The sequence below is a fragment of the Corynebacterium hansenii genome (genome assembly GCF_030408795.1).
GTDB classification, from domain to species: Bacteria; Actinomycetota; Actinomycetes; order Mycobacteriales; family Mycobacteriaceae; genus Corynebacterium; species Corynebacterium hansenii.
Genome location: NZ_CP047211.1, coordinates 301855 through 315707 on the forward strand (window position 1 = coordinate 301855; position 13853 = coordinate 315707).

Consider the following 13853-nt stretch of genomic DNA (forward strand, 5'->3'; position numbering starts at 1 on the left):
GGCGAGACCCCGCGGGACGCGGATCCGGGCGCGGCGGGAATGACGGGAACGGCCGGAATGAAGGGCGCGCCGGGTGACGCGGGCGGCGGGCCGTCGTCAAGCGGAACCGCGCCCGGCAGCCGGACCTCCGAGGAGCGGCGCCGCAAGCGCCGCGAATTCGAGCCGACCCGCGCGGACATCCACCACCACCTGGTCGACGCCGAAGGGATGATGGACCGCGACATAACGCCCGTCGACGAATGGCGGCTGGTCGAGGCCAAGCCGGGCGGCATCCCGCTCGGCGTGTCCGAGACGCTGTTCGCGCTGTCCAACGGGTACATCGGAATGCGCGCCAACCCGCCGGAGGGCCGCGACTCCGCCGAACACGGCACGTTCATCAACGGCCTGCACGAAACCTGGCACATCCGCCACGCCGAGGACGCCTACGGCCTGGCTCGCGAGGGCCAGTCGCTGATCAACGCCCCCGACTCCAAGGCCATGCGCCTGTACATCGACGACGAACCGCTGCGCCTGGGCAACGCCGAAGTCCACGACTACGAGCGGTCCCTCGACTTCCGCGACGGCGTGCTGCGGCGGCGCTTCAACTGGCGCACCCCGGGCGGCAAGATGGTGCGCGTCACCAGCGACCGCATGGTCAGCTTCCAGGAGAAGCACGTCGCCGTCATGTCGCTGGAGGTCGAGCTCCTCGACGCCGGCGCCGCGGTGCTGATCAACTCGCAGATCCTCAACCGCCAGGACGGCGAGGACGAATACCACGACGCCTCCGCCGCCCAGGGCGCCGAACTCGACCCGCGGCGCGCCGAGACGCTGGAGGAGCGGGTGCTCAACCCGACGTTCCAGGCAGAGGGCGAGGAACGCTCGACGCTCGCCTTCCGCTGCGCGCGCTCCGGCATGACCGTCGCCTGCGCGATGGACCACCGGTTCAGCATCACGACGCCCGACGGCAGCGACCCCTACCTGGAGATCGACCAGCGCACCGAACAGGACTCGGCGCAGATCCTCTACCACGTCAACGCGCCGAAGGGCTCGATCATCCGGCTGGAGAAGTTCGTCTCCTACCACTCGTCGCGCCACGTGCGCGGCGAGGAACTCGCCTTCCGCTGCGCCCGCACGCTCAACCGCGTCCGCCGCATCGGCCTGCGCACCCTGCAGGAGAACCAGCAGGAATGGCTCGAGCGCTTCTGGGAGCGCTCCGACGTCGTCGTGCACAACCAGCCCGAGATCCAGCAGGCCGTGCGCTGGAACATCTGGCAGCTGGTCCAGGCCTCCGCCCGCGCGGAGATCCAGGGCGTGCCGGCCAAGGGCATGACCGGCACCGGCTACGGCGGCCACTACTTCTGGGACACCGAGATCTACGTCCTGCCGTTCCTCTCCTATACCTCCCCGGCGTTCGCCCGCAATGCGCTGCGCTTCCGCTGGGACATGCTCGACGCGGCGTGGCAGCGCGCCGACGAACTGGCCCACGACGGCGCCCTGTTCCCGTGGCGCACCATCAACGGCCTCGAGTCCTCGGCCTACTACGCCGCCGGCACGGCGCAGTACCACATCGACGCGGACATCGTGTACGCGCTGATGAAGTACGTCTACGCCACCGGCGACGTCGACTTCCTGCTGCGCGAGGGCACCGACCTGCTGCTGTCGACGGCGCGGTTCTGGATGTCGCTGGGCTTCTTCGACGCCGAGCGCGAGGAATTCCAGATCCACTCGGTGACCGGGCCGGACGAGTACAACACCGTGGTGAACAACAACCTGTACACCAACGTGATGGCGCAATATAACCTCACCGCCGCCGCCGACGTGGTCCGCCAGATGATGGTGGAGCGCCCGGAGGCCTTCCGCGAGGTGTGCCACCGCTACAACCTGGAGATGGCCGAGGTCGAGGAGTGGGAGGAGGCCGCGGCCAAGATGTACGTGCCGTTCAACGAACGGCTGGGCATCCACCCCCAGGACGACCAGTTCCTGCTGCGCAAGCGCTGGAACCTGGACGACCCCGAGATCGGGCCGAAGCGCCCGCTGCTGCTGCACTACCACCCGCTGACCATCTACCGGCACCAGATCATCAAGCAGGCCGACGTGGTGCTGGCCCTGTTCCTGCAGGGCAACAAGTTCACCGAGGACCAGAAGCGCGCCGACTACGACTACTACGATCCGCTGACCACCGGCGACTCGTCGCTGTCCGCGGTCGTGCAGTCGATCCTCGCCGCGGAGCTGGGCTACGGGGAGAAGGCCATCGACTTCTTCATCCGCGGCCTGTACGTCGACCTGGCCAACTTGCACGGCAACGCGGCCGACGGCGTCCACGTGGCGTCGGCCGGCGGCGTGTGGCAGTCGCTGGTCTACGGCTTCGGCGGTTTCCGCGACCACGACGGCGTGTTCACCATCGATCCGCGCCTGCCCGACGAATGGGACGGCCTGACCTACCGCGTCACGATCCACGGCTGCCGCATGCGCGTGACCGTCCGCCGCCGCACCGTCGAACTCGTCGTGGAGGAGGGAGAGCACGCGCTGGGGCCGATCCACGTCGCCGGCCACGAGGTGATCGTCGGCCACGAACCGATGACCATCGTCGTCGGCGAGCGCGTGGATTACCGCCCGCCCCTGGAGTCCGAGCCGTCGGAGGAAGAGGTCGCGCGCGTCGCCGAGCGGGCGCGGAAGGCGGAGGAGGAGAACGCGCCCATCGTGCCTCCCGGCCCGAACGGCACGGGGATGCAGAGCGACCCCGGCGAGCCGAACGGCGCGAAGCGGTGACGGCGGGCGGCGGACGGCGCCGAAACTTCTCCGTTTAGCACCTTCGGCGTCGAAAAGCCAGACCCATGCGGGCCGGGATCTCCGATCCCGCCCGCTTTTCGCTTTGCGACGCCCGCGTTGCCTCATCCCGGGTGTGATTCGTGGGGAATTATGCGCGCAAAACCTGCGAAAATCCCCAATTCTGAGAGTTGCCTGCGGCTCAGGCGGCGGAATCTGTGAAACTCCTCACCCGGATGGGGGATAAATGGTGACGTTCGGCTCAGTGACTTTAGAGTGAACGTGACACTGGAGGTGCCATGACTGTTACAAGTTCCAACCGTGACGCGATCGCGCACGGAAAAATCACTTTTGAGCCGCTGCGTGAGCGGCCCAAGTTCCCGTCCTGGGCCCTGAAGCTGATTATGGCCGTCACCGGCCTTCTCTTCGGGCTCTACGTCATCGTCCACATGGTGGGCAACCTGAAGATCTTCATGGGCGAGCAGGACTTCAACGCCTACGCGGCGTTCCTGCGCTCGGTCGGCTACCCGGCCATCCCGCACGAGGGCGTCCTGTGGATCTTCCGAATCGTCCTTCTCGTCGCCGTCGTCCTGCACGTCTACGGCGCTTTCGCGCTGAGCGGCCGGGCCCGCCAGTCCCGCGGCAAGTTCCGCCGCCAGGGCATGGTCGGGGGCTGGAACACGTTCACCGCCCGCACGATGCTGATCACCGGCATCGTGCTGCTGGCGTTCATCGTGTTCCACATCCTGGACCTGACCATCGGCGCGGCCGTGGCCCCGGAGAACTTCGTCCACGGCGAGGCCTACGCCAACCTGGTCGCCTCGTTCTCCCGCCCGCTCGTCGCCATCTGGTACATCATCGCCCAGCTGGCGCTGCTGCTGCACCTGTCCCATGGCCTGTGGACCGCGACCAGCGACCTCGGCATCACGGGTGCCCGCTGGCGCAAGGTCCTGCTGTTCCTGTCCGGCCTGATCCCGCTGCTGGTGGTCGTGGGCAACATCGCGATCCCGGTGGCCGTCCTCACCGGTCTGGTCGGCTAGGCCTAGAAGGGGTAATCGATAATGACGAACACTGAAATGCAGACTGGCGCCACCGAATTCAAGGCGCCCGAGTCCGTCGTCGACGGCGTTGTCATCGGCAGCGTCCTCGGCGACAACTCGCCGGGCGACAAGGCCCCGATGCGCGATCACTGGGAGTACCAGAAGGACCACTACAACCTGGTCTCCCCGCTGAACCGCCGCAAGTTCCGCATCCTCGTCGTGGGCACCGGCCTGTCCGGCGGCGCCGCCGCGGCCGCCCTGGGCGAGCTCGGCTACGACGTGAAGGCCTTCACCTACCACGACGCCCCGCGTCGCGCCCACTCCATCGCCGCGCAGGGCGGCGTCAACTCCGCCCGCGGCAAGAAGGTGGACAACGACGGCGCCTACCGCCTGGTCAAGGACACCGTCAAGGGCGGCGACTTCCGTTGCCGCGAGAACGACTGCTGGCGCCTGGGCATCGAGTCCACCCGCGTCATCGACCACATGAACGCCATCGGCGCGCCGTTCGCGCGCGAGTACGGCGGCGCCCTGGCCACCCGCTCCTTCGGCGGCGTGCAGGTCTCCCGCACGTACTACACCCGCGGCCAGACGGGCCAGCAGCTGCAGCTGTCGACCGCGTCGGCCCTGCAGCGCCAGGTCGGCCTGGGCAACGTCGAGATGTTCACCCACAACGAGCTCGTCGACATCATCGTCGCCGACGGCCGTTGCCAGGGCGCGGTCATGCGCAACCTGATCACGGGCGAGCTGACGGCCCACACCGCGCACGCGGTCGTGCTGGCCACCGGCGGTTACGGCAACGTGTACCACATGTCCACGCTGGCGATTAACTCCAACGCGTCGGCCATCATGCGCGCGTACGACCAGGGCGCCTACTTCGCGTCCCCGTCGTTCATCCAGTTCCACCCGACCGGCCTGCCGGTCAACGCGCACTGGCAGTCGAAGACCATCCTGATGTCGGAGTCGCTGCGAAACGACGCCCGCATCTGGACGCCGGCCAAGCAGGGCGACGACCGCCCGGCCAACGAGATCCCCGAGGACGAGCGCGACTACTTCCTCGAGCGCCGTTACCCGGCCTTCGGCAACCTGGTTCCGCGTGACGTCGCGTCCCGCGCGAACGCCCAGCAGATCAACGCCGGCTACGGCGTCGGCCCGCTGAACAACTCGGTGTACCTGGACCTGCGCGACTCCATCGAGCGCCTGGGCAAGGACACCATCAAGGAGCGCTACTCGAACCTCATCCAGATGTACGAGGAGGCCATCGGCGAGGACCCGTACGAGGTCCCGATGCGCATTGCGCCGACCTGCCACTTCACCATGGGTGGCCTGTGGTCCGACTTCAACCAGATGACCTCGATCCCGGGCCTGTTCACCGGCGGCGAGTGCTCCTGGACGTACCACGGCGCCAACCGCCTGGGCGCGAACTCGCTGCTGTCGGCTTCCGTCGACGGCTGGTTCACCCTGCCGTTCTCCGTGCCGAACTACCTCGGCCCGCTGCTCGGCGAGGACCGCCTCTCCGAGGACGCCCCGGAGGTCGCCGAGGCCGTGGACCGTGCCCGGACCCGCCTGGACAAGCTGATGAGCATCGGCGGCACCCACGGCGCCGAGTACTTCCACCGCCAGCTGGGCGAGGAGCTGTACCGCGTGTGCGGCGTCGCCCGCAACAAGGAGGACCTGGCCGAGGGCCTGGAGAAGATCCGCGAGCTGCGCAAGCAGTTCTGGTCCGACCTGTTCATCCCGGGCAACCCGGATGAGATGAACCAGCAGCTCGAGTACGCCAACCGCGTGGCCGACTACCTCGACCTCGGCGAGCTCATGTGCGTGGACGCCCTGGACCGTGACGAGTCCTGTGGCGCGCACTACCGCGAAGACCACATCGACGACGAGGGCGAGGCCCGTCGAGACGACGAGAACTGGTGCTTCGTCTCCGCGTGGGAGCGCGGCGACAACGGCCCCGCGTGGGATCTGAAGGGCAACACCCTGATCCGCCACGCCGAGCCGCTCACGTTCGAGGCCGTCCCGCTCATGACAAGGAACTACAAGTAATGAAACTGCACCTTGAAATCTGGCGCCAGGCCGGTCCTCAGACCGAGGGGCACTTCGAGAGCGTCGACGTCGATGACGCCGTCGCCGAGATGTCCATCCTGGAGCTTCTCGACCACGTCAACTCCAAGTACGTCGAGTCCGGCAAGGAGCCGTTCGCGTTCGCGTCCGATTGCCGCGAGGGCATTTGCGGCACCTGCGGCCTGAACGTCAACGGCCGTCCGCACGGCCCGGGCAAGAACACCCCGACCTGCCAGCAGCGCCTGTTCCAGTACAAGGACGGCGACACGCTGAAGATCGAGCCGATGCGCTCCGCCGCGTACCCGGTCATCCGCGACATGGTCGTCGACCGTTCCGCGCTGGACCGCGTGATGGAGAAGGGCGGCTACGTCTCCGTGGCCGCCGGCACCGCCCCGGACGCCGACACCCTGCACGTCAACCACCAGACCGCCGAGCTCGCCCTCGACCATGCCGCGTGCATCGGTTGCGGCGCCTGCGTCGCGGCCTGCCCGAACGGTGCCGCGCACCTGTTCACCGGCGCGAAGCTGGTGCACCTGTCGCTGCTGCCGATGGGCAAGCAGGAGCGCGGCCGCCGCGCCACGAAGATGGTCGACGAGATGGAGACCAACTTCGGCCCCTGCTCGCTCTACGGCGAGTGCGCCGACGTCTGCCCGGCCGGAATCCCCCTGACCGCGGTTGCCGCGATCAACAAGGAGCGGGCCCGTGCGGCATTCCGCTCCAAGGAAGACTAAGCTGGGAACCCACTAACCGGGGTCTCAGGAAGGATTAAGAAATGGCTACGTCCACCGCCAAGCGATACCGCGGCGAAGAGCACTTCGTCGATGGCTACGTGCCGCAGAGCATGAACGCCGAGTACTCGTCCCTGCACCGTTCCGCCACGTGGATCGGCGCCGGCCTGTGGCTGGCGTCCCTCGCGGCGTGGGGTTGCTTCATCTTCGGCCTGGCCGTGATGGGCATGGACAGCACCACCGCCCACGAGGCCGGGCACGTGGCCCTGGGCGATCCGGGCTACCACCCGTCGGGCGGCGGCCCGTTCAACCCCTCGCTGTTCATGTGGGGCGGCCTGATCACCGCAATCGTGATGGACGTGGCCGGTTTCATCCTCATTCTCGTCGGTCGCAAGCAGTACCTCGCGTACCGTCGCGAGTTCGGCACCCGTCACTAAAAGGCCGCCGAACTCAGCCGGACCCGGTCCGGCACCTCCGGGGCACGTCCCCGCCGCCGCGTCATGCGGAGGCGGGGCCGTGCCCTTTCCCATGCGCGCGGTGCAGGGGCCATAATCGAGGGCATGCCAGCCCACGTGAACGACAACGCCCATGACGCTCGCCGCGGCGACGGCGCCGTCGCGCAGGCGGCGCCGCCCGCCTCCGGCCGGCACCGCGCCGATGCCCGCGACGCGCGCCGCCCCGCAGGCGCGGGAACCGGCGGCACCCCCGCGACCGCCCCCGGTGGTGGGCCGCTGGCCGTGCCCGGGCCATCCCCGGAGACGGAGGCGCGCAAGAGGCGCGAGCTGCGCAACTCCAAGGCCTTCGCCACGGGCCTCCTGGTCATCGCGACGCTGATCTACCTCGGCTGCCGGTGGCTGGAGGCCGACGCCGCGGCGGACGGCGAAATGCCGGCGACGTGGATCGGTTACGTCCGCGCGGCGAGCGAGGCGGGCATGGTCGGCGCGCTGGCCGACTGGTTCGCGGTGACGGCGCTGTTCCGGCACCCGATGGGCATCCCCATCCCGCACACCGCCATCGTGCGGCGGAAGAAGGACCAGGTCGGCCAGTCGCTGGCGAGTTTCATCGGCGACAACTTCCTCAATCCCGCACTGGTGCTGGAGAAGGTCCGCTCGCTGCGGATCACCGATCGCGTGGGCGGCTGGCTCGTCGAGCCCGGGTCGGGGGACAAGGTGTCCGAGCACGTGGGCAAGTTCATCGGCAATGCGCTGGAGGCCGTCGATCCGGCGGATGCGGAAGCCGTGATCAAATCCGCGGTCGTCGACAAGCTGGCGGAGCCCGAATGGGGGCCGCCCGCCGGCCGCATCCTGGGGCAGCTCATCGAGGAAGGCCGCACCGAGCCGATCATCCAGCAGCTGTCGGAATGGCTGCACCGGAAGGCGCAGACCAGCCACGGGCTCATCGATTCGATGGTGGGGGAGCGGGCGCCGTCGTGGGCGCCGCGGTTCGTCAACGACATGATCGGCGACCGCGTCCACCGCGAGGTCGTGGAGTGGACGTGGCACGTGCAGTCCGACCCCGACCACGAGGCGCGCCAGGCGCTGCGGCGGGGGCTGGAGAAGCTGGCGCGCGACCTGCGCGAGGACCCCACCACTGTGGCCCGCGTGGAGGAACTCAAGGCGGATCTGCTGGGTTCGCGGGCCGTGGTGGCCGCGCCGGGTGCGATCTGGAAGTCGACGTCTCAGTCGCTGATCGACTCCGCCCGCGATCCGGAGTCGCTGTTGCGCCGCAAGATCGCGGAGGCCGCGGAGCGCTACGGGCACAGGCTCAACGATGATGCCGAGCTGCGGGCGTCGATCGATCGCCGCATCGAGAAGGGCGCCGCTTTCCTGGCGGAGAACTACGCCGGCGAGATCACGTCGATCATCTCGGAGACCGTCGAGCGGTGGGACGCCGACGAGGCCTCGCGGAAAATCGAGCTGATGGTCGGCCGCGACCTCCAGTTCATCCGCGTCAACGGCACGCTCGTCGGGTCGCTGGCGGGGCTGGCCATCTACACGTTTTCCACGCTGATCTTCGGCGGCTGAGCCCCACCGGGCACGCTCCGCCGCATTCGGGACCAGTGCCGGGAACAATGCGCTGACGTGGAGCGTTGGGGTACGTAGACTGGGGCACACGGCCAATCAGCGAGGAGCAGACATGTCCGATCACGACCGCACCGATCCCATCGACGGCAACGACGGCACCGACCGTCCCGAGGACCCCAAGGGCACCGGCGGGGGTGCGCGGGATGACCGCGGCACCGATGCCGTCGGCGGCGCCGATGCGGGCGCCCGCGACGAGCGCGAGGCCCGCGACGAGATGCGCGCGCAGGTCCTGGATCTGATCAAGACCCCGTTTTACGCGTGGATCGGCGCCGGCGTGCGCACGGTCGAGATCCTGGGCGACATCGGGGCCCGGGTCCGCGCCGAGGAGGAGGCCCGCGATGCGGCGGGCGATTCGCTTGGCGACGACGCCGCGGCCGCCGGTGCGGCCGGGGATCGCGAGCCCTCGGGCATCGCCGATGACGTCGCCGGCCGCGTGGCCGATGCGCGCCGGAAGGTCCGCGATCTCGGGGACAACGCCGGGGAGCAGTCCCGGGAGGCGTTCCTCAAGGCTCTCGACGCCGCCCAGACGGCGTTCAATGATGCCCTGACGAAGGCGCAGGCCGGCGGCGACCGTGCGTTTGCCACGGCCCATTCGCTGCCCGACGACGTCGCGGCCCGCGCGGAGCAGCTCAAGCCGGAGCAGCTGCGCGCGGTGGCGGACGGTTACCTCGAGGCCGCCTCGAAGATCTACCGGGAGCTCGCCGCCCGCGGCGAGCAGGCCGTGGACGAGGGCGTGAACGTGGCCAGGGAGCGCCGTGCGTCCTTCGGGGCCGTGGGCTTCCCGGGCGGGCGCGCGGGCGCCGAGGGCGACGAGAACAAGCCGGGCCGCGCCACCGACCCGGTGTCGGCGATCTTCGGCAAGCTGCCCTTCGCCGGTGCCGCCGCCGAGCGCGTGACGGGTTCCCTCGAGGACGTCGCCCGCGAGACCATGAAGCCCCTGCAGGATGCGGGCCAGGAATTCCTGAGCCGTTTCGACCAGGATGAGCTGTCCAACCGCGTGGAGTCGATCCTGCACCAGGCCGCCGACGTCACCGAGCAGCTGCTGGGCGCCCTCCGCGCCGAGAGCGCTTCGGCGGGGTCCGGCGAGAAGGCCGCGGAGGGCGATGTGGTGGACGCGGAGCCTGACGTCGTGGATGGCGAGGTCGTGGATCTCGGCGGCGCCGAGAACGCGGCCGGGATGGCGGCGGACGTTCCCGCCGCCGATGAGGCCGCCGACGCGGCGGAGACCGTGTCCGCCGGCGACGAAGCCGTCGCCGACGCGATGGGCGGCGAGAAGGCCGCTGCCGGCGAGACCGATGCCGACAAGGCCGACGACGCCGGCAGCACCGGTGGCGCCGACGAGACGAAGGGGGATGCAGCGGACCGATGATTTTCGAGATCTACAGGATGATCGAGGTCATCTTCCGCATCGCCCTGCCGATGCTGCTGGCCGTTGCCGCAGTGGTCGGGCTGGTGATGGTTCTGACCACGCGGGCCGACGCGTTCGACGCGGCCGACCGCAAGAGCAAGGGCGTGTGGGCGGGGATGCTCGCGGGTTCCGCGGCGTTCCTGGCGTTCCCGATGATCGGGTGGATGATGCTCGGCATCCCGATCATCGCGTCGCTCGTGATCACGGGGATCTACTGGCTCGACGTGCGCCCGCAGATCCGCGGCATCCTGGACAACGCCCAGGGCGGTTGGTAGCGCCGCCCGGTTACGCACCGCGCGGAGCGTCCCCGCTCACCGACTGTCGTGCCCCGGTAGGCAGCTGACGCCGCCCACCAGGGCATTGACGTACCCGGCGTGGCCGTGCGACCCACCCGCTGGTTAACCCACCCCGTGCAGCGTCCCGTCGTCCCGCTCGTCAACCCACCCGCTGGTTAACCCACCCCGAATGCGCAGACCCACCCGCTGTAACGGGTGGGTCTGCGCATTCGGGGTGGGTTAGCGGCGAAGGCCAGGTGGCCGGGCACCATTCGGGGTGGGTTAGCCGCGGAGGTGCCGTCGTTGAGCCCGTGAAGGTGCGGCGTGGCAGCGACGGCAGCCCCGCCGGCGCGGCCGGTCACCATTCTGGGTGGGTTAGCCGCCGCAACTAGTCGAAGACGACCGTTCGGTTGCCGTAGACCTGCACGCGGTCCTCGAGGTGCCAACGCAGGCCGCGGGCCAGCACCTGCTTCTCGGCGTCGCGGCCCTCGCGCTGCATGTCGCGCGGGGTGTCCTTGTGGGACACGCGGATGACGTCCTGCTCGATGATCGGGCCGTCGTCGAGGTCCGACGTCGCGTAGTGGCAGGTCGCGCCGATGAGCTTCACGCCGCGCTTGTGCGCCTGGTGGTACGGCCGGGCGCCCATGAACGAGGGCAGGAAGCTGTGGTGGATGTTGATGGCGCGGCCCTCCCACATCTCGCACAGGTCCGGCGGCAGGATCTGCATGAACCGGGCCAGGACGATGGCGTCGGGGTTTTCGGCGTTGACCAGTTCGGCGACCTCGTCGAAGGCGCGGCGCTTGCCGATGGCGTCCTTGGGGAACGGCACGTGGTGGAACGGCACGCCGTGGGCGCGGGCCAGCGGCTCGAGGTTGTCGTGGTTGCCGATGACCGCGGCGACGTCCATGGGGTAGTCGTTCTGGTCCACGCGGCCCAGGAGGTCCTGCAGGCAGTGGCCTTCCTTGGTCACCAGGATGACCGCCCGCTTGGGCACGCCGTTGTCGGAGATCTTCCAGCGGGCCTCGGGGCCGAGCTGCTCGACGATGGGACGGAAGGCCTCGCGGACCTCCTCGAGGGTCATGTCGAGTTCGTCGGCGCGGACGGCCTGGCGGGTGAAGAACCACTTGCTCTCGGGGTCGGAGAAGAAGTGGGCCTCGGTGATCCAGGCGCCGATCCCGGTGAGGAACGACGACAGGTGGGAGACGATGCCGGTCGAATCGGGGCAGCCGAGCGTGAGGATGTACTGGCGCTCCTGGGGGGCCTGCTTCGGTTGGGCCAACGGTGAACGGGTCATTCCCTGGATTTTAGTCCCCGCGCCTACGCTGGGGGCCATGAGCCAGCAGTTGCCGCCCACGCCGCGGATCCCCGCGCGGCATGCCGCGAAAACCGATGTCGCCGTCCTCGATCCCGAACTGCCCGCCGCCGTCGTCCGGTCGGCCGTCGCCGCCGCGGCCGGTGCGGGGTGCGCGGGCGTGCGGTTGTTGCCCGCGATGCTCGATCAGCTCGGCGAGGGCGGGGCGGGACGGCTCCGGCTCGGGGCGGTCTGCGGCTTTCCGACGGGCCGGTCCCACGTTCTGGTGAAGGCCGCCGAAGCGCGGTTGGCCGCGGAACACGGCGCCCATGATGTGGCGGTGGTCGTGGATCGGGCGGCGGTGGCGGCCGGCGACGCCAACGCGGTGCTGTCCGAGGTCGTGGCGCTGCGCGGGGCGGTGGCGGCGCCGACGCAGCTGACCATCGTCGTGGAGGCCGGTCTCCATGCGTCGGGGGTGCTCGACGACGACACCTTCGACGCGATCATCGGGGCGATCGCGGCCGGCGGCGCCGACGCGGTGGCCACATCCACGGGTTGGGCGCGGCCGGGTGGAGGGGGCGCGGCCGCCGCGGCCGGGGCCGAGCAGATCCTCCGCATCCGCGCCGCGGCGCCGGGACTGGGCATCATCGCCGTAGTGCACGGGGAAGCGGTCGATGTGAAAACGGTCGACGGGGAAGCGGGGGAGGCGTCGGCGTCGTCAAGCGATCGGGCCGGTGAGCTGCTGGCCGCCGGGGCCCACGTGGTGCAGGCGGAATACGAGCCGCAGTAGGCCCGCGTGCCCAATCGTCGGGGCAGGGCCGGGTTCAGGCGTCCGCGGGAGAGCCCCCGACATCGCGGGGACTGACGTCGCGGAGGCTGCGGCGGAAATGGCGGAGCATGAGGACGGCGGTCGTCGCCAAGCCCAGCGTCAGGCCCCACCACACGCCGGCGGCGCCGAGATGCGCCCCGAACGCGAGCGCCAGCGCGGCCGGCAGCCCGACGATCCAGTAGCCGACCACCGAAAGCCGGAACCCGGAGACCGTGTCGCCGAGCCCGCGCAGCAAACCGAGGCCGATGTTCTGGGCCGAGTCCGCGAATTGCATGACGACTCCGATGAGCAGCAGGGAAGCGGCCAGGGAAACCGTGGCGGGATCGCCGTCGCGGCCGAGGAACGGCGCCAGGACCAGCTCCGGGGCCGCCGCGTAGAAGACGCCCGAGATGACCACCGCCGCGAGCATGTGCCCGAGCGCGAGCCGCATGACCGCCAGCGCCCCGGCGGCATCACCGGAGCCCGTCTGGCGGCTCACGAGGATCGAGGAGGCGTGGGAAAAGCCGATGGCGAGCTGGAAGACGATGAAGGTGACCTGGTAGACCACGTTGTGCGCGGCCAGCGCGGTCGCCGAGATCGACCCCATGACGAAGGCCAGCACGGAGAACATGCCGGCCTCGGACGCGTAGGTGGCCGACACCGGGACGCCGAGCCGCGCGAGGGAGCGGACGTCCGCAGCGGCGGCCCACCAGAAGGCGGGGGAGAAGCACGGGGCCAGGACGTCGTCGCGGCGCACCACCGCCCAAAACGCCACCAGGACCGCCGCATGCACAACCGACGTCGACGCGCCGATGCCCGCCAGGCCCATCACCGGGAAAGGCCCCCAACCGTGGATCAGCGCCAGGTTCAGCGCGGCGTTCACCGCGATGGAGGCGACCGTGATCCCCAGCATGCCGCGCGGCCGCCGCATGCCGACCGTGAACTGGCGGATCACCTGGAACCACAGGCAGGGCAGAAGGCCCGGGGCGAGCGCCCACAGCATCGGCCGCGCGGCGTCGACCACCCCGCCGGGCTGGCCGAGAAACGGCAGCAGGGCGCCGATGCCGACGATGGCCAGCGCCCCGACGAGCGCGGCGACCGTGGCCACGAGGAAACCCGCGCGGACGTGCGCGCGCACCCGGTCGCGGCCCGCGGATGACGAATCGGCGGCCGCGACCTGGTTGCCGAGCGGTACGACGAGACCGACGCCCATGGTGCGGACCTGATTGAAGATCACGACCGCGAGACCGCCGCCGGCGAGCGCCTCGACCCCGAGCAAGCCCATCATCGCGGTGTCCGTCGTGGACAGGGCGATCTGCGCCAGTTGGGTGCCCGCGATGGGGGCCGCCAGGGCCACCAATTGCCGGCGGAGGGAACCGGGCGGGGTCGCGGCGGGGGCTGAGCTCATCGGAT

General features: G+C 69.9%; 11 protein-coding genes. 9 read left to right on the top strand and 2 right to left on the bottom strand.

Features of this window, described 5'->3' with window-relative positions:
- Positions 1-207: 207 nt before the first annotated feature.
- From CHAN_RS01315 to CHAN_RS01350, 8 genes are all read left to right on the top strand, one after another.
- Positions 208-2748, top strand: coding sequence for a glycoside hydrolase family 65 protein (locus tag CHAN_RS01315; RefSeq protein ID WP_241485460.1), 2541 nt, complete (start codon positions 208-210; stop codon positions 2746-2748).
- A gap of 296 nt (positions 2749-3044) precedes the next feature.
- On the top strand, positions 3045-3785 hold the full coding sequence (locus CHAN_RS01320; RefSeq protein WP_048743450.1) for a succinate dehydrogenase cytochrome b subunit: 741 nt from the start codon (positions 3045-3047) through the stop codon (positions 3783-3785).
- A gap of 21 nt (positions 3786-3806) precedes the next feature.
- Entirely contained in the window at positions 3807-5828 is a 2022-nt protein-coding gene (locus CHAN_RS01325) for a fumarate reductase/succinate dehydrogenase flavoprotein subunit (protein ID WP_048743451.1), read from the top strand.
- The gene (locus CHAN_RS01330; RefSeq protein WP_048743452.1) at positions 5828-6577 is read left to right on the top strand and encodes a succinate dehydrogenase/fumarate reductase iron-sulfur subunit; all 750 of its coding nucleotides are present in this window, start codon (positions 5828-5830) and stop codon (positions 6575-6577) included. Before CHAN_RS01325 ends, CHAN_RS01330 begins: the two co-directional genes overlap by 1 nt.
- A gap of 41 nt (positions 6578-6618) precedes the next feature.
- Positions 6619-7011 (top strand): hypothetical protein, encoded by a 393-nt coding sequence (locus CHAN_RS01335; protein ID WP_290291027.1) that lies wholly within the window; start codon positions 6619-6621, stop codon positions 7009-7011.
- A 123-nt stretch (positions 7012-7134) separates the two neighbouring features.
- A complete protein-coding gene (locus tag CHAN_RS01340; protein ID WP_290291029.1) occupies positions 7135-8598 on the top strand; it encodes a DUF445 domain-containing protein in 1464 nt (487 codons plus the stop codon).
- Positions 8599-8710: 112 nt separating this feature from the next.
- Complete coding sequence (locus CHAN_RS01345; RefSeq protein ID WP_290291031.1) at positions 8711-10027, top strand: hypothetical protein; 1317 nt, start codon at positions 8711-8713, stop codon at positions 10025-10027.
- A complete protein-coding gene (locus CHAN_RS01350; RefSeq protein WP_241485456.1) occupies positions 10024-10341 on the top strand; it encodes a DUF2516 family protein in 318 nt (105 codons plus the stop codon). Before CHAN_RS01345 ends, CHAN_RS01350 begins: the two co-directional genes overlap by 4 nt.
- Positions 10342-10729: 388 nt before the next feature.
- On the opposite strand, the gene purU is transcribed toward CHAN_RS01350, so the two are convergent.
- Entirely contained in the window at positions 10730-11635 is a 906-nt protein-coding gene (gene purU, locus CHAN_RS01355; RefSeq protein ID WP_048739968.1) for a formyltetrahydrofolate deformylase, read from the bottom strand.
- Positions 11636-11672: 37 nt separating this feature from the next.
- On the opposite strand from purU, the gene CHAN_RS01360 reads away from it, so the two are divergent.
- Positions 11673-12422 carry a beta/alpha barrel domain-containing protein gene (locus CHAN_RS01360; protein WP_290291034.1) on the top strand — a complete coding sequence of 250 codons (750 nt, stop codon included), beginning with the start codon at positions 11673-11675 and terminating at the stop codon, positions 12420-12422.
- A 34-nt stretch (positions 12423-12456) separates the two neighbouring features.
- Here the strand turns inward: CHAN_RS01360 and CHAN_RS01365 are convergent, their stop codons facing one another.
- On the bottom strand, positions 12457-13848 hold the full coding sequence (locus CHAN_RS01365; RefSeq protein WP_290291036.1) for an MATE family efflux transporter: 1392 nt from the start codon (positions 13846-13848) through the stop codon (positions 12457-12459).
- Positions 13849-13853: the final 5 nt, after the last annotated feature.

Coding starts and splice junctions, on each gene's coding strand:
- CHAN_RS01365 (WP_290291036.1), bottom strand. CDS start 13,848: ATGAGCTCAGCCCCCGCCGCGACCCCGCCCGGTTCCCTCCGCCGGCAA.
- CHAN_RS01350 (WP_241485456.1), top strand. CDS start 10,024: ATGATTTTCGAGATCTACAGGATGATCGAGGTCATCTTCCGCATCGCC.
- CHAN_RS01330 (WP_048743452.1), top strand. CDS start 5,828: ATGAAACTGCACCTTGAAATCTGGCGCCAGGCCGGTCCTCAGACCGAG.
- CHAN_RS01315 (WP_241485460.1), top strand. CDS start 208: ATGATGGACCGCGACATAACGCCCGTCGACGAATGGCGGCTGGTCGAG.
- CHAN_RS01335 (WP_290291027.1), top strand. CDS start 6,619: ATGGCTACGTCCACCGCCAAGCGATACCGCGGCGAAGAGCACTTCGTC.
- CHAN_RS01320 (WP_048743450.1), top strand. CDS start 3,045: ATGACTGTTACAAGTTCCAACCGTGACGCGATCGCGCACGGAAAAATC.
- CHAN_RS01360 (WP_290291034.1), top strand. CDS start 11,673: ATGAGCCAGCAGTTGCCGCCCACGCCGCGGATCCCCGCGCGGCATGCC.
- CHAN_RS01325 (WP_048743451.1), top strand. CDS start 3,807: ATGACGAACACTGAAATGCAGACTGGCGCCACCGAATTCAAGGCGCCC.
- purU (WP_048739968.1), bottom strand. CDS start 11,635: ATGACCCGTTCACCGTTGGCCCAACCGAAGCAGGCCCCCCAGGAGCGC.
- CHAN_RS01345 (WP_290291031.1), top strand. CDS start 8,711: ATGTCCGATCACGACCGCACCGATCCCATCGACGGCAACGACGGCACC.
- CHAN_RS01340 (WP_290291029.1), top strand. CDS start 7,135: ATGCCAGCCCACGTGAACGACAACGCCCATGACGCTCGCCGCGGCGAC.